At 71.9% G+C, this 18,277-nt stretch carries 13 protein-coding genes and 1 pseudogene; 2 read left to right on the top strand and 12 right to left on the bottom strand.

The genetic code is table 11. The annotated features are described in order from the left end of the window. Position 1: 1 nt before the first annotated feature. The 6 genes from M2266_RS31570 to M2266_RS31545 all read right to left on the bottom strand — a co-directional run bounded on the left by M2266_RS31570 (position 2) and on the right by M2266_RS31545 (position 7,077). On the bottom strand, positions 2–439 hold the full coding sequence (locus tag M2266_RS31570; protein WP_277441695.1) for a phage tail protein: 438 nt from the start codon (positions 437–439) through the stop codon (positions 2–4). A 121-nt stretch (positions 440–560) separates the two neighbouring features. Further along, positions 561–1,043, bottom strand: a complete 483-nt coding sequence (locus M2266_RS31565; protein ID WP_277441694.1) for an extensin — start codon at positions 1,041–1,043, stop codon at positions 561–563. Positions 1,044–4,282: 3,239 nt separating this feature from the next. After that, positions 4,283–4,441, bottom strand: coding sequence for a DUF6760 family protein (locus M2266_RS31560; RefSeq protein WP_014153881.1), 159 nt, complete (start codon positions 4,439–4,441; stop codon positions 4,283–4,285). After that, positions 4,438–4,920 carry a hypothetical protein gene (locus M2266_RS31555; protein ID WP_277441693.1) on the bottom strand — a complete coding sequence of 161 codons (483 nt, stop codon included), beginning with the start codon at positions 4,918–4,920 and terminating at the stop codon, positions 4,438–4,440. Before M2266_RS31555 ends, M2266_RS31560 begins: the two co-directional genes overlap by 4 nt. Continuing rightward, positions 4,920–5,363, bottom strand: a complete 444-nt coding sequence (locus tag M2266_RS31550) for a phage tail protein (RefSeq protein WP_269273455.1) — start codon at positions 5,361–5,363, stop codon at positions 4,920–4,922. The genes M2266_RS31555 and M2266_RS31550 overlap by 1 nt, the downstream gene beginning before the upstream one ends. A gap of 85 nt (positions 5,364–5,448) precedes the next feature. Further along, the gene (locus tag M2266_RS31545) at positions 5,449–7,077 is read right to left on the bottom strand and encodes a phage tail sheath subtilisin-like domain-containing protein (protein WP_277441692.1); all 1,629 of its coding nucleotides are present in this window, start codon (positions 7,075–7,077) and stop codon (positions 5,449–5,451) included. Between the two features lie 342 nt (positions 7,078–7,419). On the opposite strand from M2266_RS31545, the gene M2266_RS31540 reads away from it, so the two are divergent. Beyond that, positions 7,420–8,961, top strand: a complete 1,542-nt coding sequence (locus M2266_RS31540; protein ID WP_277441691.1) for a hypothetical protein — start codon at positions 7,420–7,422, stop codon at positions 8,959–8,961. Positions 8,962–9,044: 83 nt separating this feature from the next. Here M2266_RS31540 and M2266_RS31535 read toward each other — a convergent pair whose 3' ends face one another. The 3 genes from M2266_RS31535 to M2266_RS31525 form a co-directional block, all read right to left on the bottom strand. Next, positions 9,045–11,138 carry an ATP-binding protein gene (locus M2266_RS31535; protein WP_277441690.1) on the bottom strand — a complete coding sequence of 698 codons (2,094 nt, stop codon included), beginning with the start codon at positions 11,136–11,138 and terminating at the stop codon, positions 9,045–9,047. Beyond that, complete coding sequence (locus M2266_RS31530) at positions 11,135–11,824, bottom strand: DUF4255 domain-containing protein (protein ID WP_277441689.1); 690 nt, start codon at positions 11,822–11,824, stop codon at positions 11,135–11,137. The genes M2266_RS31535 and M2266_RS31530 overlap by 4 nt, the downstream gene beginning before the upstream one ends. Before the next feature lie 279 nt (positions 11,825–12,103). Continuing rightward, positions 12,104–12,742, bottom strand: coding sequence for a response regulator transcription factor (locus M2266_RS31525; RefSeq protein ID WP_277441688.1), 639 nt, complete (start codon positions 12,740–12,742; stop codon positions 12,104–12,106). A 41-nt stretch (positions 12,743–12,783) separates the two neighbouring features. Here M2266_RS31525 and M2266_RS31520 point away from each other — a divergent pair, with 41 nt between their 5' ends. After that, positions 12,784–15,846 (top strand): LuxR C-terminal-related transcriptional regulator, encoded by a 3,063-nt coding sequence (locus tag M2266_RS31520; protein WP_277441687.1) that lies wholly within the window; start codon positions 12,784–12,786, stop codon positions 15,844–15,846. A gap of 27 nt (positions 15,847–15,873) precedes the next feature. On the opposite strand, the gene M2266_RS31515 is transcribed toward M2266_RS31520, so the two are convergent. From M2266_RS31515 to M2266_RS31505, 3 genes and pseudogenes are all read right to left on the bottom strand, one after another. After that, positions 15,874–16,200 carry a hypothetical protein gene (locus tag M2266_RS31515; protein ID WP_277441835.1) on the bottom strand — a complete coding sequence of 109 codons (327 nt, stop codon included), beginning with the start codon at positions 16,198–16,200 and terminating at the stop codon, positions 15,874–15,876. A 595-nt stretch (positions 16,201–16,795) separates the two neighbouring features. Beyond that, positions 16,796–17,086, bottom strand: a pseudogene (locus M2266_RS31510) (DUF4157 domain-containing protein); the annotation flags it as partial. Positions 17,087–17,628: 542 nt separating this feature from the next. Further along, positions 17,629–18,261, bottom strand: a complete 633-nt coding sequence (locus M2266_RS31505) for a hypothetical protein (RefSeq protein ID WP_277441686.1) — start codon at positions 18,259–18,261, stop codon at positions 17,629–17,631. Positions 18,262–18,277 lie beyond the last annotated feature (16 nt).

The raw sequence follows: 18,277 nt of genomic DNA, 5'->3' as shown, positions 1-18,277 counted from the left end.
GCTACACCTCTCCCGCGTCCGTGAATCCGTGGTGGGCGATCTCCAGCACCTCGGTGGCCACGGCGGGGCTCGCCGGGTCGAAGGAAGGACCGCGCCAGCTCACCGGGAGCACGTCGATCAGCCCCCACTGGGCGACCATCGAGCCGTCGGCGCGCAGCGCGGCGATCTGTCCGGTGGGCCGGGTCACCCCGGTGGTCACGGAGGAGATCCACTCCGCCACCTTCGCGGTGGCCTCGGTGAGGGGCCGGGTCAGCGTGATGTTGGAGAAGGTGACGCGGGAGGGCAGCTGCCAGACGAATCCGTTGTTGCCGCCCTCCTGCCGCTGCTCGATCTCGACCTGGGAGGAGAGCCCTTCACAACCGTTGAAGTTGCCCAGGCTCTCACCGTCGATGGTGAGGTTGAAGAAGATGGTGGAGCCTGCGTCGAGTTCCTGGGGCATCGGGTGGGGCCTTCCTGCGGTTTCCTGCGGTTCCACGCGGGGTTGGGTCGATGGGGCCATGGGGGAGGGCGGGGTTCGGGCCTACGTGACAGGCCGTGCGGCTCGACTGTCACGGGGCCCGTCAGTGGCGTGGGTCGCGCAGCTTGCCGATCCGCTCGCGGTCGAGTCGTAGCTCGGTACGCAACAACCGTGTCATCGGCCCGATCAGCCGGTGGACCAGCTCGGCCACCTGGTCCTCCTTCAACTCACGCGGCTTGAACTGGCTCGTCACGGTGGGCGCGGGCCTGTCCGAGGAGTCCCCGGCGTCGCCCCCGCGTTGCACCGCGACGGACGTGACGCGGCGTGGGGCGGACGCCCGCGCGGGGGCGGGTGCCGGTGCGCGGACCGGCGTGGGTGGCGCGGCCGGAGCAGGCCGCGCGGCCGGGATCGCGGGCGCCGCCCGCTGCACCGGGAGCGCGGCGGCCGGAACGGGCCGGGCCGGTGTCAGGGAGACGACGGCGCTGCGGGCAGGCTCGGCCGGGAAGGCGGAGGCGGTCGGGACACCTCGGGGGGCAGTGGGCACACCTGAGGCGGCGGGGCGCCCGGAGCCATCGGGAGCCTTCATCGCCGGCGTACGGGCGGTTCCGCCCGGGACAGGCGGCGCCGACGCGGACGCGGAGCGTTGAACGACCGGGAGGACCGAGGCGACGCCGTTGAGATGGTGTCCTTCGTCGCCGCGTCGCGCGGGCGCGGACGAAGGGGCGGGAGCGGCCAGGGAAGGGGAAACTGTCCCCGGCACCGGGCGGACGGCGACAGGCGGCGTGGCCGACGACGGCGCCACGAAACGCTGGACGGCAGGCCGGCGAGCGCCGACGGGGCCGGCATCTGTGCCGGTGCCGGTGGCCGCAGTCCGAACGCGGTGCAGACGCACGGCGGTCGGGGCGCTCCGCGCCGGCGGTGCGAGCACCGGCGACTGCGAGGACGGTCGTACGGCACTGCCGACGCCCGGGAGCGCGGATGCCCCGGGAGTGGCGGCCCGCTGCACAGCGCGCGGAGAGGCACCGGCGACCGGGGGCGCGCCGCGTCGCGGCGGGGCGATCGCCGGAGCGTTGCCCGTCAGCGCGGCAGGGGCGGCGGGCCGCGGCCTCACCGGCGACGGCGTGAACCCGGCGGCCGTGACCGGCTTTGAGGAACCCACCAGCGGGGCGACCGGAACCGGCCGTGGCCGTGCCGCCGATGGCACGTCGGCCGACGCCAGGGGAACGGCGGGCACAAGGGGCACGTCGGACGCCCGCACTATGGGGGGCCGGGCAGTCGTCGGGGTCACGGGGGTGCGGGGGGCCGGAGCGGAGTTGAGGGCCGAGGCAGAGGCAGAGGCGGGGATCCGGTCGGGGGTCGGGGGCCGGGTCGGGGTCGGGGCGAGGGACGACCGCTGCACACGCGGCGCGCCGCCCGAACGCCCGGATCCGGATACGGCGTTCACGGCGGGGCGTAGCGGCTCCGCGTCCGCGGAACCGGGCATGGCACCGGAAGCGGGACGGGCACCGAGTACGGGAACCGACCGTGAGTGACTCGTCGGCGTGACGCTCGACGTCGTTCCCGGCCACCGCACCCGGACGGTGGGCACTGTCGCCCGCTGCAACGGATGCGTGGTGACCGGCAACTGGGCTCCGGAACCGCCCGACACGACGGGCGGCGTCGAACTCGTCGACGGCGTTGCCCTGTCGGCGGCGCCCCCGCGTCCCGGACTGGTGGCTGCCGGACCGGGACTGCGAACCGCGGCCGGAGGTGTGGGTACCGAAGGGGCGCTCGTACGGGAGCCGGGTGCGGGAAGCCGTCCCCGTGGCAATTCCCCCGCGGGGCCGGACCCACCACCCGGAGTGCTCGGCGTCGGCGCAGCGTCGCCATGGTGGGCACTTCCCGGTGCGGCGAGCCGCTGCACCGGCAGTGGGCCGCCGGTACTCCCCGGAGCAGCGTCGGGCGTCGCCACGGAGTTCGGACGCGTCGGAACGACGGGTCGCGGCACGGCGCCGATCGCACGCGCACCGGAAGCGGAAGCGGAAGCGCTTGGGGACTTGGAGAAATTAATGGATGTGGATGTAGGGGACCCGGTCCCGGTAGTCGTCGGACGACGCTCACTCGATGATGCGCGGTCAGCAACGTCGCGCCGCTGTACGGGCGCATCCGCTGGGGGAGCGGTAGGGGGCGTCGCGGGGTCCGGTGCCGGCCGCGCGGCCGGCCGTATGGACTGCGGCACCGGGGTACTCGGCGGCCCGCCGACCGACGGGGGATGTTGCGCGAGGGGTGCGCCACCGGGAGTCGGGGCACCGATCTGCCGACGCGCCGCCGGGGCGGCCGCCGGGTTCGCCGCCTGACCGCCCACAGGCCCACTCACCGGAGCGCCCAGCCGCGGCCGGACGGCAGGACGAGGTCCGGGCGTAGGGGTTCCGGGTGTGCTGGTTCCGGGCGTGCCCGTCCCGGACGTCCCGGACGTCCCGGACGGGCGCACCACAGCGGCCGGCCCAGCCGCCGGTGTCCTCTGTACGGGCGGCGTTCCGCCGGTTCCGTCGTCGCCGGACGCTCGCATCCGGCCCGACGGCGCAGCCGCCGGCGCGTTCGCTCCTCGCGGGGACGGTCGCACGACGGGATCGACGATGCCACGACGCCGCTGCACGGGTGCTGTCTGCAGGGTCGGTGCAGTCTGTGGTGTCGGTAGAGCCGGCGGCGCCACAGGTCCCGACAGCGGGGGCCCGAGCATCGGGCGCCGAGGCGGCGCGGCGGCCGCCGGTCCGGCTGCCGGGCCGGGAGTGCTCGCCTCACGTCGCTGTACGGGGAAGGAGGAGGTGTGAGCCGCAGGAGGGGTCCGGTCCGCAGAGGGCGTTGCCTGGGGCGCGCCCGTCGGACCCGACTGCCGGGGGCCCGGCGGCTCGATCCGCGCCGAACCACCCCGGGGACCGTCCTGCTCTCCCTCCGAGCGCTGGACTCGAACAGCCGCCGCCGCGGTCACGGAGGGAGGAGACAGGGGGGAGAGGGGGGAGAGGGGGGAGAGGGGAGCAGGCGCCGGCGCCGGTGACGAGTTGACGGACGACGAGGACGCGGGCTCCGACATCCGGACAGGCGTCGGTGCGGACGGGGGAGCGGACGCCCGCGCGGCTGTTCCGGCAGCCACCGGGGCAGGCGGGGCAGACAGGGCAGGAGGGGTTGTCGAGGCAGGCGTCATCCTGCTCGGCGCCACTGTCACCGCCACCGCGGGTAGCACCCTGCGCTGCCCCGTGCTCGGGGTGGTAGCCCGGGTCAGCGCCGAGGGCGCGGCCCCCGGCCGGGACCGTACGGGAGCGACCCGCGGGCCCAGGGCGCGCTGGACCGAGGGACTGTGCGCGCGGGCCGGGACGCGCGCATCGCCGTCCTCTCCGTCACGGTGATCGACGACAGCGGCCGGTGGAGAGAGCCAGGTCTCGTCGGGGCCGCCCGGCCCGGACCCCCCGGCGAACGACTGCGTGTCCTTGATGAGACCGGTCGGGGCACCGTCCAGGACGGCGTGCGACAGCGTCCCGGAGAAGGAGGGGTTCTGCCAGGTGGCCAGGGAGCCGGCGAAATCCGCGGACGCGACCGTCTGCCGCGACGGCGCCAGCATCGCGCGCCGGATCGGTGGCAGGCCGACCCAGCCAAGTCCCCCTCCGGAACTTCCGAAACTTCCGGAACCACCGGAACCGGTGCTCGTAGCGGCACCGTCGCCGGCGGACACCTCAAGGGTGAGGCTCGGCACCGTACCGTCCCCGTCCCCGCCCATCCTCTGCTCCCGGCCCTGGCTCTGCTGCTCGCCTCGGCCCCGGCCCCGGCCCGTGAGCCGGTCGAATATGCCCATCACCGCTCCGTTGCAGCACGCGTCACCAACGTGGCGATCTGCTCGGCATATCGCCGCCGCTCACGGTGTTCGAGGTCCAGGATGTCGTCCAGGTTCCAGTGGAAGTGGTAGGCGATGTACGCGATCTCCTCATGGATCCGGTCGGTCGCGTACGTCACGATTCCCCCAGGCGGCTCCCGCCGAGCTCGACCTCGAACGGCTGCTCGCAGTGCGGGCAGGAGACGCCGGCCCTGGTGTGGCCCTCGGCGTTGACCTGGCGGTAGAAGTCCTGCAGAAAGGCGAGGTCGGAGGCGAACATGTTCTCCACGACGCCGTCGTGCATGTGTGCCACGGTGCCCAACCGGGTGATGACCCGGCCGAGCAGTACCACCGAGAGATACGCGGGGTTCTCCTGCACCCGCATGTCCCGCAGCGGGATCAGCTCGTCCCGGGCGGTCGCCAGTCGCATCACGCCCTCGCGATGCACGGTTCCCATGTCGTCCACGTACCCGCGCGGCAGCTCGAACGCGAACTCGGTTCGCAACTGCTGCCGTGCGGGGAGTGCTTCCGCCGGTGCGACGGCCGGGGCCGCCACGTCCGCGGGAGCGGAGGTGGCGGCAGCGGCGTCGATGGCGGGCCTGGCGGGTCCGCGGCGCATTACTCAGTGACCAGCTCTTCGTAGACGATCGTGACGGTCTCGGTCATCACGGAGGCCTCGCCCGCCGTCGCCGCCGCGCCCATCACCTTGGTGCACCAGGCGTTGCGCAGGTGCTGACGCCTGACCGGGTTGTACTGGTAGTCCATGTAGATGATGCTCGCGTTCTTGCGGGCCGAGCCCATGTCGCCGCGCAGGGAGGCGTTGATCCACTCGGTGAAGGCGGTGGACTGCTCCATCCCGCGGGTGACCGTGGTCTCCCCAGCCTTCTTCACGCCGGGCATCTTCCTGGTGATCGGCTGGCCGTTCGCCGAGACCTGCTGGTACTCGATGACGTCCTGTTCCATCCCCACCTCGCCCACGGCGTGGAGGTACTCGACCATGACTCCGTCGATCTGGAGGCCGAAGTTGTGGGTTGTGAGGGCATCACCCTGAGAGAGACTCATGAAAGCCGTTCCTTCTACTGGTGCCGGGGCCTGTGGCTGTACCGGTTGTCAAGGGGAGGTCGCGGGTGTCGCGGTGTGGGACGTCCTACTCCTCCAACTCGCCGCTGCCGCCGGAGAACTGAGCCAGCCGGAAGATCACGAACTCCGCGGGCTTGACCGGTGAGACGCCGATCTGGCAGATGACCCGTCCGAGGTCCACCGACTCCACCGGGTTGGTCTCGGCGTCGCACTTCACGTAGTAGGCGTCCTCCGGCGTGGCTCCGAACAGCGCCCCGCTGCGCCACTCCGTCACCAGGAACGCGGAGATGTTCCGCCTGATCCGGGCCCACAGGGCCTGGTCGTTGGGCTCGAAGACCACCCACTGCGTGCCGTTGAGGATCGACTCCTCCAGGTAGTTGAAGTACCTGCGGACGTTGAGGTAGCGCCAGGCCGGGTCGGAGGAGAGGGTGCGCGCACCCCAGACGCGGATGCCACGGCCGGGGAAGGTGCGGATGCAGTTGACGCCGATCGGGTTGAGCAGGTCCTGCTCGCCCCGGGTGATCTGCATCTCCAGGTCGACGGCGCCGCGGATGACCTCGTTGGCGGGGGCCTTGTGCACGCCCCGCTCGAAGTCGTTGCGGGCCCAGATACCGGCGATGTGGCCGCTCGGCGGGATCAGCCTGGACTGGCCGCTGGCCGGGTCGAAGACCTTGATCCACGGGTAGTAGAGCGCGGCGTACTTGGAGTCGTAGTTGGACGTCTCCAGACGCCAGACCCGGATCTGCCGGGCGTTGAGGCCGGGCGGCGGGTCGATGATCGCGAGTCGGTCACCCATCAGTTCGCAGTGGGCGATCAGACCGAGCTGGACGGCCTTCACGGCATCCAGGTCGATCGCGCCGCGCTGGTAGGCGGCCATCAGGTCGGGGACGGCGACCATGGAGACCTCGTCCACGGCTTCGAGGCCGCCGAAGCCGGTGCGGTCCGAGGAGTCGCCCAGGTACTCGGCGATGCCGACGGACTCACCCTCCACCGCGTCCGGGACCGCCGGGGTCTGCGGGGCGGCGGCAGGCGCCTCGAGCGCGACCGTCTGATTGTCGGGGCGGGCGAGCTGCCCGGCCGCGACGCCCTCCTGGACGGAGATCAGCTTGGAGTGTTCCCTGACCTGGGTGACCACATAGTTGCGGGCACCCTTCTTCGCCGAGACGTCGAAGGTCTCGACGGGCTTCGGGCCGTCCTTGACGATCAACCGGAAGCGTTCGGCGGGGCCCTCGCCCTCGGCGTCCGTGACCTCGACGCTGAGCGTGCCGCTCTCGCCGGGCGCGACGGCCGACACCTTGAACGTCCCCAACGCCTGCGGCTGCCCGGCCGTGAGCGCGGCGGGCGCCGCCGCACCGCCGGCGACGGCCGACCGTCCGCGCCGTCCGCCGACCGGCTCTTCGCCTTCGCCCGGCGCGCCCGCCACTCCGCCGGGCGTCCCGCCCACCCGGACCACGTAGGCGGCGGACCCGCCGTTGTTGAAGAAGCCGTATACCGAGTGCGCCAGGAAGTAGCCGTCGGTGAACTCGCCGAAGGAGGCGACGTACTGGGTCCAGTTGGTGACCAGCGTCGGTTCGTTCAGAGGCCCCTCCGGCGCCAGCCCGACGAATGCGGCAACCGAGGTGCCGACCCCCTCGATCGGACGAGAGCCGCTGGCCACCTCTTCCACGTATACGCCCGGCGACAGGTAAGACGGCATGCTCTGCTCTCCTCGGGGTACCAAGACAAGACCAGACCCACCCTCGCGGCCCGCGCGTGACCGGGTATACGTCCTCCGGTGCCTTATCAAGGGCACCGACTGTGTCCCCAGGGGCAAGGAGAAGAAGACCGCGGAGCCGGTGGCCACCAGGAGCTCCCCGGGGGCCGCACCCGCGCCGCGCCAAGTGCCGCACCGCGGAGCTCGGCCACGGGCGCGGTCCCGCACCCTTCGGCAACAGGTCGACGCGTGGGTGTTTGAGGGCAGCGAGCGTTACCTTTCGGGCAGCGGCGCTACCCGGCTGCCCCTGATGCCGCCTCTCCCGTGGGCGGTAGCGTCCATCGGGTGACAACCTGGACCTCCCTGGAGCCCGCCTCGACCACGGTCGACCCGGGCAGCAGCACCACCGTACGACTGCGTCTGCGCAACACCAGCGACATCGTCGACGAGTACCGCTTCGAGGCGGTCGGCGACATCGCACCATACGTCTCGGTGGAACCGGCGTCCATCAGGCTCTTTCCGGGGACGACGGGCACCGTGGAGCTGACGGTCGCACCGCCCCGTACCCCGGACGCGACCGCGGGGCCGCACCCCTACGGTGTGCGCATCCTGCCCACCGAACACCCCGGGGCCGCCACGGTCGCCGAGGGGAACATCACGATCACCACGTTCATGGAGGTGCGGGCCGAGCTGGTCCCGCAGACCGTCAAGGGACGCTTCAGGGGCCGGCCCAAGCTGGCCGTCGACAACCTCGGCAACACCGTGCTGACGGCGTCGATCGGCGGCGGCGACAAGAACAGCGACGACCTCTCGTACGAGATCGTCCCGTCCAGCGTCCAGATCGAGCCCGGTCGCGCCGCGTTCGTCAACGCGACCCTCAAGCCCCGGCAGATCACCTGGGTGGGGCAGAAGCAGCAACGGCCGTACGAGCTGTCGGTGCGGCGCTCGGGGTTCGAACCCCTGGTGGTGAACGGCACGTACGTACAGCGCACCCTGCTGCCGGTCTGGATGATGACCACGCTGAGTCTGCTGCTCGCTCTCACCGTCACCGGCCTCATCCTCTGGTTCACCTACAAGGCGCCGGTCCGCACTCTCGCGCAGGAGAAGCTCCAGCAGACGGCGGCCACCGCGCTGCCGACAGAACCGTCGGAGCAGCCGGCCAAGAAGCCCACGCAGGAAGCCGCGCCCACCGAGCAGCCCAAGGCGCCGGCCGCCGGCGGTGGAGGAGGAGGCGGAGCGAAGAAGCCCCCGGCGGCGGTCGAGCCCGCGCGCAACCCGCTGCCGATCACGTCAAAGGACAAGCCGAACCTCTTCGTGCAGTTCGCCCAGGTACGGCTGGCCGAGGGGGCGGGTGACTGCAAGCTGACGGCCGCCCACACGGTGGGCAAGCTGGACGCGGCGACCGAGCAGGCGCTGGAGTGCTTCCAGCAGACCAGCGACTCGAAGTACGGCCAGTTCAGCCAGCTGGTGAAGACCGACGGGCTCGGAAACCTGGGTCGCACCACGATGACGGCGCTCCTGGCGGCGCACTTCGCCGCGACCAAGACAGTGACCCTGAACGCGAACGAGGCCAGCCCTGAGGTGCCATGGGTGCGGAACATCCTGCTCTGGGGCACGCAGGGGAACTTCGACGACGGCGACCTGGCCACGACGGTCACGTACACGAGGGCCAACATCGACTACCTGCGCAAGCACATCCAGCTCCGGGAGAAGCCGACGCAGGCCGACACGGACCGGATCAAGGAGTACCAGGGCCAGTTCGGCGCCGAGCAGACCGGGGTTCTCGACGAGACGACTCTGACGAAGACGCGGTTGGGCTGGGTCCATACGCAGGACACACCGGGCACCGTGACGGCCAAGGACTGGCTCCCGGCGCCGATGAAGTAGCGGTCCGGGTCCTCGCTCGCCGCCGCGGCTCCGTGGCGGCCGGATCCCCACCGGTGGCCACGGCCCCGGGGCGCGCACGCGGCCTACCAGGACGCGTCGTCCAGGACCAGTCGGCCCGCCTTGCGGTATTCGCGCCGGGCACCCGCGAGCAGATCCGCCGTCGACACGCCGTCGCCGCGGCCCGCCGCCGCGTACGCGGCCGTGACGACCGCGCTGCGGATCGAGCCGCCCGCCAGCTCAAAGTCCCGTGCGCAGGAGGCCGGATCGATGTCGTCGGCGCACGGGACGTGGGCGAGGCTGTGCCGCCAGAGCGCCAGCCGCTGCTCCGCGTCGGGGAACGGGAAGTCGACCACCAGGTCCAGCCGGCGGGTGAAGGCGTCGTCGATGTTGGAGCGCAGGTTGGTGGTCAGCAGAGCGATGCCGTCGAACGACTCCAGACGCTGGAGGAGATAGGCACTCTCCATGTTCGCGTGGCGGTCGTTGGAGCTGCTGACCTCGGAGCGCTTGCCGAAGACGGCGTCCGCCTCGTCGAAGAGCAGCACCGCGTCCGTACGGTCGGCCTCGGTGAAGATCCGTTCCAGGTTCTTCTCCGTCTCACCGACGTACTTGTCCACGATGGACGGCAGCTGTACGACGTAGAGGTCGAGACCGAGTTCCGCCGCGACCACTTCGGCGGAGAGCGTCTTGCCGGTCCCGGAATCGCCCGCGAACAGTCCCACCACGCCCCGCCCGCGCCCGCCGCCCGCGCTCAGCCGCCAGTCGCCGAGCACCCGGTCGCGATGTCGGGCGCGAAGGACGAGCTCCCGTAGTTGCGCCAGCGGGCCCCCGGGCAGGACGAGATCGTCCCAGCCGACGTCGGGCCGGATACGGCGGGCGTGCCGCTCCAGGCCCGACGCGGACTGCTGCCGGGCCGCGAGCCGCACATGCGCGGCGGACAGCTCCGTACCGTCGAACGCGGCGAGGTCCAGAGCCGCGCGGGAGGCGCGGTCGATCCCGCCGGGGCCGAGCCGGTACGCGGCGACGACCGGCGCCAGGTCGAACGCCCGCACATCGGGGCCGAGCGCCGCCCGCCAGGCGTCGAGATCGCCGGCACGCTGCCGGGGCGCGTCCAGCACGAGCGGATCGCGCCCGCTGTCGCACCACTGCGGGTCGTACGGGCGCGGGTCCGCGAACAGGACCGGCACGTCGTCGACCGCGAGTGCCCGGAACAGCTCCTCGGGTTTCTCCGGCAGCGAGGTCACCACGATCGCGCGTCCCGTCAGCCGCGCCTCGCGGAGCAGTTCCCGGTACGGGAGGCCCCCGTCCGTCGTGCGTTCCGCCGGCGCGTGCTCCTGCGGGCGGTGGTCCCCCGAGCTGCCTCCCGGTACGAGATGCATGGCCGGGATACCCGCCGCGCCCAGTGCGGCGGTGGCGCAGGCGAGCCCGTCGCCGTCGCGGTGCTCACGCAGGTAGACGGTGAACGGGCGGGCCGCGAGTCGCCCGGCCAGTCTCCGTGTCAGCGGGTCGACGCCGGCCGACGTGCCGGTGGCCGCCGCGCCCGTTCCGGCCGCCCGGTGCGGAAGCGGGCGGACGGTCCCCTCCAGGGCCGGGTCCGGGGTGTCGTCACCGAGCAGGTGCGCCACGACCCGGTCGGGAACGCGCAAGGAGCGGCTGAGGAAGGGACGTTCGGGGTCGTCCACCTCGATCAGTCCCCACGCGAGCAGCCGCGCGCCCGGATGGAACCGGGACCGTCCGACGGCGGAGTGCGTGGGCACCCCGCACAGGTCGAGCGCGAGTGTGACGGTCGCCCGGCGCCGTGTGACGTCGTCGTTGAGGTAGCCGTACAGCGACTCGAACGAGCGGTCCAGGTCGGGCGCCAACGCGATCAGCAGGATCTGGGTGTCGAGAGGGCCGAGGCGCAGCCAGTGGGCGAGCCGGCGGAGGCGGTCGTCGCCGGACGGCCGGGCATCGTCCGGTCCCGCTGCCTCCCGCGCCGTGCCGGGCTCTCGCGGGCCGGAGGCAGACGCGGCTTCCTCGCGCCCGAGCAGCAGGTGCCGTACCGCGTCCTGCGTCAGGTACATCCCGCGCATCGGGTCGTCGGCCGTCGGGTCGGTGGCGCTGCGACGGTCGACGAGGAGGGCCACCCTCTCGCGCAGTCCCGCGAGGCGTTCGAGCAGGGGAGTGGAGGGGTCGTTCACGTCCGCCGCTCCGGGAGCGTTCCGGTCGTGCCGTGCTTCTTCACGAAGGCTTCCTTGGCGGCGTTGACGATCTCCGCGCTGTGGTAGCGCGTGGCACTGTCGTCGGGTTCGCCGTCCGTCCCCCGGACGCGAACGCCGAGCCCCTCCGTGACCGGCGGACCGACCTTGTAGTCGGGGGACGCCAGGAAGGGTGCGGTGATCACCACGTCGAGCGAGGGTTTGAGTTCGCCGCCCAGCGCGGACCAGATGTCCGCGAGCGAGCGCGCCTCGGTGTGCAGGCCCGCCACGGTGAGCGGGACGGAGAGGCCGAGTCCGGCGAGGGTGCCGGTCAGGTCCTCCTGCGGGAGGATCTCCTTGGGCAGCAGCGTGTGCAGCACCGCGGAGAGCATCCGGTGCTCGTCCTGCGGGCGCTTGGTCCAGGCCGTGACGAGATAGGAGAGCCGGAACCAGCGCGGCGGCTGCTGCTTCTTGAGTGCGATCCCCTGCTCGTCGCGGAGCGCCACCTGGCCGCGCTGACGCCGTCTGGTGTCCTCACGGATGTCGTAGAGATACGCGTCGATGGTCGGGGCGTTGCGCCGGGCCGCCCAGTCGCGCGTCGGGGCGTCGAAGGCGACCTCGACGTCGGACCCCGCGAAGGAGCCGCGGGTGAGCAGCCCTCTCAGGATGTCGTCCACCTCGTGGATCACGGTCGCGCTGCCCTTCACTGTCGGCGCCCGTCACGGAACCGCTCGTCTCTGAGTGAACCGTCACGGAACGGGCCGTCACGTATGGCCCTGTCACTCCATCCGGCCCAACCGAGCGCGGTCCGGGCCGAGCACAGGCGCCCGGGCATGCGGAGCCCAGTCCATCGTGGCTGCCGGGACACCCACCCCGCGAGGCACCCGGGGGACGATCACGGGGCAACCCCGCTGCCCTCGCGTCGCCCAACTCCGGTCCTCAGGGCCCTTGATTCGGTGCGTGGGCCATCAGATGTAGCCTTCTCGCAAGGCATAGGCCACGGCATGTGCGCGGTTGCGGAGATGTAGACGGGTCGTCAGTCCGTGCATGACGTTCTTGACCGTGCGTTCGGAGTAGGAGAGTTTGCCGGCGATCTCCCCGGTATCCATGCCTTCGGCCACCAGTCGGAGCACATCGACCTCGCGTGGCGCCAAGCCGGACGCCGTAGCCCCCGACACGCTGGTCGTGCCGCGCTGCAAGGTGCCGACCTGGGCTATCAGCCGCCCCAGCAGGTCCGACGGGAGATCCCCGTCGCCCCGGGAGGCCGCGAGGACCGCTTGGAGCAGGCGGTGGCCGGTGGCCTCGCGTCGCCAGACGATCGCCCCGACCCCGTACTCGATCACCTGGAGCAGCTCCGCCTCGCGGATGAGGCTCGTGACGAGGACAGCCCGGGTGCCGTCAGCGCGTGTCAGCCGTCGCAGCCGCGACAGCGTGGGTTCGTCCAACCCCTCGGCGAGCAGGACCGCGACCGTGCCCGGCCGGCTCTCGCCCTCCTCGACCAGCTCCACCTCGGAGTGGCGGCGAAGCTGGCTGACCGCTCCGTCAAGGGAGAGCGGGTCCGACGCGTGGACCTCCACCGGGATTCTGTTCGGGCTTCGAAGAACCATGCCGTACGACCTCGCGTCTTGCTCAACGGAAGAAACCATGCATGCACCATCCTTCCTTCGCCGATAGGACGACCACCACCGTGGGTTACCACGAGACCGACCACGAGATCGCCGATCGCCGGGAGGTTCTCATGACAGCGGGATCGAGTCAGCCACGGCCCAGCCCGCAGGTTCCGGCCACGCCGTCGACCCCCGGACCCGTCTCCGCCGGGCTGCTGGAACGCGAGTCCGCGCTGAACCTGCTGGCGGCGGAGGCCGACCGGGCCATGAGCGGGTCCGGACGGTTGGTCCTGTTCCGCGCGCCCACCGGTACGGGCCGCAGCGCACTGCTGGAGGCCGCCGCCGAACAGGGCGCGAGGCTCGGTATGCGGGTGCTGCGGGCCCATGCCTCCGCCCACTGCGGCGCCCCCCTCGCTCTCGTCCGGCTGCTGCTCAACGCACCGTCCGATCTCGACGGCCTCGACAACAACCCTGAGACCCCGCACCACTCGACCTCCTCGTCCCGTCTGTGGCGGTTACTGTGCGAGCACGCGGCCGAATCGCCCCTGCTGGTCGCCGTGGACGACGCGCACCTCGCCGACCAGCCCTCCCGGCGCTGGCTGACCGAGGCTGCCCGACGGCTGACCGGGATGCCGGTCCTGATGGTGGTCACCGAACGGGGTCAGTACGACATCGCCCCGCCCGCGCCGGGCATCGCGTACTCGCTGCCCCCCGGCGTGGTCCGGATGCACGCGGTGGCGCCACTGAGCCGTCCCGCCGCCGAGGAGTTGGTACGCGGCGTCCTGGGCGCGGACACCAGCGACACCTGGGTGGACGGCTGCGTACGAGCGGGCGCCGGCAATCCGCTGCTGCTGCGCTCTCTGCTCGATGATCTGCGGGTGGTCTTCCCGCACGTCGGGTCGGACAACGGCGGCCCCGAGCCACGACTGCCCCAGAGCTGTGCCGAGCTGTACCCGGGGGCGTTCGTGGCGGCGGTCTCCTGGTGGCTGAAGAGCGCCGGCCCCGGGAGCACCACGGTGGCCCGGGCGCTCGCGGAGCTGGAGGACTCGGCACCGGAGCGGAACGACGACGGGAGGGAGGGGGGTTACGGTTTTTCCGGCGGCCCTGGAACGCCCGGCGTCCACTTGGGACCCGACGCGCACAACGAACCGGCCCCGGGGCACGACTTCGGCGACTTCCTCTCCGAACTCACCGGGGCCGACCCCGACCGCGTCGGCGAGTGGGTCACCGCGATGATCCGGCTCGGACTGCTGCGCCGCTCCCCGGGCACCGGCGTGCCGGGATTCGCCCATCCCCTGCTGCGCGGAGCGGTCCTCGACGGCTGGCCCCGCTCGCAACGTCAGGCCCTGCACCACCGCGCGGCCGGACTGCGCCAACGCCGGGGCGACGGAGCCGAAGCGGTGGCCGGGCACCTGCTGCGGACCACCCCCGCGGGTGCGGGCGGGGGTACGGCGTCCATCGACAAGGCTCTCCTCGACGCGGCAGCAGACGCGTCCAGGGCCGGCAGGACCGGCGCGGCCGCGCTCTATCTGCGCCGTGCGCTCGACGAACCGCTGCCGCGCGAGCGCCGGGCCGCGGTACTCACAGAACTGGGCGAACTGGAGTTCGCCACCTTGCGGACCGGCGGGATACCCCGGCTGGCGGAGGCGCTGCGCCTGCAGGAACAGCCCAGGAAGCGGGTGCTGGCCGCGGTCAACCTGGGCAACGCCCTGGCCAACCGGGGCAGGCCGCACGCCGCGCTCGACGTCATGCGCGATCTGGGCCCGCTGGACGCGGAACCCGTCCTCGCCCGTACGGTCGAGACGGCGTCCGCGTTCTTCTCCGACCACGACCAGGAGATCCGGCGGGCCGTCTACACCCGGCTCAGCGAGCGCGCCGAGCACTCCCCGGACGGGCTCAACCCGGCCCTGCGTGCCCTGCTGATCCGGTACCGGGCGGCGGCCGGGCTGCTGTCCGCGGAGTCGGCCGTGCGGCAGATCCGGCGGCTGCTGACGACCCCGGAGGATCCGCTGCTGATGCCGTACCTGCTGGCCACGGCCGCCACCGTGACACAGTGGGCCGACGCGCCGGACGACGCCGAACGTCTCATCAGGACCGCGCTCACCGAGCACTGGCTGACGCCGCTGCACCCCGTCCACCAGTCGCTGCTCAACACGCGGGTGGACACCGCTGCCGCACGCGGCCACTACCAGTGGGTGCTGGAGGAGACCGCCGGCAGCTTACGGACACCGGACGACGCGGCCCGTACCGGTGTGAGCAACTTCCTGGCCCATCGCGTCATCGCCCTCGTCGAGCGCGGCCGTTCCGCCGAGGCCGAACGGCTCATCGCCGGTATCAGGGTCGAGGAGACGCAGGAGGGCTGGGAGCCCAGCCGGTTCCTCTACGCGCGCGGCGTCCTGCGCGCGTCCGTCGGGGATCCGGCGGGGGCCCTGGCCGACTTCCGCGAGTGCGGCAGGCGCCAACTCGGGCGCGACGTGGAGAGCCCCCTCGTCACACCGTGGCGCTCGGCTGCCGCCGAATGCCATCTCCTCCTCGGGGATGCGCCACAGGCCCTCGCGCTCGCCGAGGAGGAGCGCCGGTACGCCGCCGTATGGGGCACCCCCCGCGTGCAGGGCCGCGCGCTGCGCGTCCTGGGCGCGGCCACCGGCGGCCGGCGCGGTCTCGAACTCACCGCCGCGGCCGTCGCCATCCTGCGTGGCACCTCGCTCGACGTCGAGCTGGTCCCCGCGCTCATCACCCACGGCCTCCAACTCACGGCCGCCGGACAGCCCCGCCGGGCCCGTACGCTGCTCAGGGAGGCCGCGACGACAGCGGAACGGCTCGGCGCGGTCCGGCTGTCGGGGAACGCGGAACTGGCCCTGCGCGCCAGCGGCACCCGCCGCAGGAACACCTCCCTCACGGGCCCGGACTCACTCACCGCCGGCGAACGCCGGATCGCCGCACTGGCCGCCGACGGCCGGACGAACGCCGAGATCTCCGGGCTGCTGCACCTGGCACTGCGGACCGTGGAGACCCATCTGACCAGCACCTACCGCAAACTCGGCATACGCCGGAGGGTGGACCTTCCGGCCGTGTTGAACAGCGGCACGGAAGAGCCCACCTGACCGGCCAGGCCGTCCCCTCCACGCCTCCTACGTCCCGGAAAGGTCGACCTGCCACGTAGCGTCTCCTGCGGCCTGATGGACGACATGGGCCGATTCGGTCGGATTCGCGGGGTCGAAGTTCGATGTCACCGTGTGCGTCATCACGGGGCTGGTCCATCCGGCGGTCGCGCCCCGGTAGTTCTGCCCGGTGTTCTTGGCGACCTTCCAGCGGAACTTGACCTCGTAGGACGTCAGGAAGTAGCCCGCGGACATCCTCATGTCGCCGGTGAAACCAGGCGAGTCGTGGAAGGAGATCGCCTGCTGTCCGTTGGTGATGCTCCAGTCGTCGTAGCGCGGATGATATGGGCCGTCCACCTGCCAGGCCCGGGTGCGACGGCGGGGCCCGGTTGAGTCCCATGCTCTCCACGTGCTGCTCGCTCGAGTCACAGACCTCCTGCCAGAAAACGTAGTTGGCGGCGACGCTCGACTCCGAATTCGCGGGATTGTGCAAGGTGGCGGTCTGCTGGAATCCGATGTTCGTGTCGAAAGCGAGATTCTGGATCTCATCGCCGGTATAGGCAGAGGAGAAGGTCAGGACCGGCTTGTCCAGATCGGGCCCAGGACGTTCGCTGGCGCGGGTCTTGCGCCGCTCACGCGGCGGACTCTCTCCTTGTTCCCGGTCCGCCTTCCGCTTTCCCGACTTCTTCGAGCTCTCGTCCTTCGTCCTGGCCCGCTGCACGACATCCAGGGATCCGGCTTCCGCGCTCCCCGCCTGTGACGCCGACCGCTGCACCGCGTCCGGGGACGCGGACTCCGCGCTTTCCATCCCCGGCGCCGGCTGGAGAACGGGCACGGGGCCGGCCATGACCTCGTCCGAGGAGGCCTCGGCCTCCCGCTCGTGGTGGTCGTTCTTGTCGCTCAGCGTCAGCCCGCCCCCGGTCGGCGTCCCCGCGACCGCGCCCTCGCGTTGCTGAAGCACATGCTTGAGTTCGTGCGCCAGGGTCTTCTTGTCGAAGCCGCCCTTCCCCCGCACGATGTTCTCACCCGAGGTGTACGCACGGGCCCCGATCTCGGCCGCCGAACGCTGCGCCTTCGCATCGTCGTGCATCCGCACGGTGGAGAAGTCCGCGCCACCGTGCCGTGCCTGCATCTCGCCCAGTGTCGGCCCGTCCAGCGGCCGGCCCGGAGAGTTCAGCACCTCGCGCACGTGGTGGGCCTGACGCTGCACCTCGGCCTCGTCATGCTCCTCAGGCGCGCGCATACGACGCTGCACGTCGAGAGCCGCACCTCTGGGTACCGTGCCGGGTGCCCTCGCATCCACCGGGTGACCACACGACGAACCATGACTGTGCCGCTCGTCGGCCAGCAGCTGGACAACGGCGGCATTTCCCATGGACCGCTGCAACGCCAGCATCGACGCCGGGGTCCTGGCGGCCGCCCCTGCGCCGATCGCCGTGACAGGCGAGGCAGCGGACCGAGCCCGCGAGCCGAACTGCCGCCCTCTGACACCGCCCGGTCGAGTGTCCTTGTTCAACTTCTCTTCGTGGCTGTGCAAAGGAAGTGTTCTCCCTCACGGAACGCTGCGCCGGATATGACGTACCAGCAGAACCCGGCAGGACCGACGGGCGGAAGGACCGTGAGGGCACCGATGGACGCACGGCTGTTGCCCCGAGGGGAACACGGGAACGGTGATCACTCCACGCCCGTCACGGTCGCGGGTCACGGGCACGGACCGGCCGGTCAACCCGACGGAATATTCGGGCTGACCGGCTTCATGGTCGTCAGCGGGCAGGCGGGGTGCCGTCAGAAGATTCCCCAGGGGTTGGGGTGCGGAGTGAGGGTGGGGTCCTCGGACCAGATCAGCCGGGCTTCGAGGTCGTCGCCGAGGAGCTCCCCGAGGCGGTCCACCGCCCACCCGGTCCAGTAGACGGCGGTCGGGAACTCAGGCAGCCGGAACGCCGGCAGGTCGGCGGGAAAGGCCTCCGGCAGGAGAACCGCCTTCTTGACCTCACCCGTCAAGCGCTTGGGCTTCGAGGAGCGCCGGGCGTCCAGGCAGTCGACGACGCTCTCCACCAGGTAGAGAACGTAGGACTCGGCGTCCGGGGTGCTGGTCGGGCCATCGGCGACGACCAAGGGCTCGAAGCTCCCGGCTCGGCACAGTTCCGCGCGCAGGAGGTCGGCGATCCGCCGGCTCAGCACCGGGGCACCCGGGGTCCCGGAGGGGAACTCGGTCGCGCGTAGGCGCACGCCCGGCTCGACGTCGCCGTCATCCCACACGGCGCTGAAGCCGGTGGGCCGGCGGTCCGCGGGAGAGCCATCGGTCTGCCAGCCGGCCAGTCTCCTCCTGGGCACGGTGTCGAAGAACAGGGCCCGGAAGTCCCCCATGCTCGGCAGCAGCCGGTAGGCCCGCAGCGGTGCTTTGGTCGCGTCAGACATCACGGCCCCGTCCACA

The sequence above is a fragment of the Streptomyces sp. SPB162 genome (genome assembly GCF_029504575.1).
GTDB lineage: Bacteria > Actinomycetota > Actinomycetes > Streptomycetales > Streptomycetaceae > Actinacidiphila.
This window is presented reverse-complemented; position numbering and strand designations above follow the sequence as displayed.

Excerpts from the sequence above, each read along its gene's own strand:
- M2266_RS31555 (WP_277441693.1), bottom strand. The coding sequence starts at position 4,920 with ATGCGCCGCGGACCCGCCAGGCCCGCCATCGACGCCGCTGCCGCCACC.
- M2266_RS31565 (WP_277441694.1), bottom strand. The coding sequence starts at position 1,043 with ATGAAGGCTCCCGATGGCTCCGGGCGCCCCGCCGCCTCAGGTGTGCCC.
- M2266_RS31505 (WP_277441686.1), bottom strand. The coding sequence starts at position 18,261 with ATGTCTGACGCGACCAAAGCACCGCTGCGGGCCTACCGGCTGCTGCCG.
- M2266_RS31550 (WP_269273455.1), bottom strand. The coding sequence starts at position 5,363 with ATGAGTCTCTCTCAGGGTGATGCCCTCACAACCCACAACTTCGGCCTC.
- M2266_RS31545 (WP_277441692.1), bottom strand. The coding sequence starts at position 7,077 with ATGCCGTCTTACCTGTCGCCGGGCGTATACGTGGAAGAGGTGGCCAGC.
- M2266_RS31525 (WP_277441688.1), bottom strand. The coding sequence starts at position 12,742 with ATGGTTCTTCGAAGCCCGAACAGAATCCCGGTGGAGGTCCACGCGTCG.
- M2266_RS31520 (WP_277441687.1), top strand. The coding sequence starts at position 12,784 with ATGCACCATCCTTCCTTCGCCGATAGGACGACCACCACCGTGGGTTAC.
- M2266_RS31570 (WP_277441695.1), bottom strand. The coding sequence starts at position 439 with ATGCCCCAGGAACTCGACGCAGGCTCCACCATCTTCTTCAACCTCACC.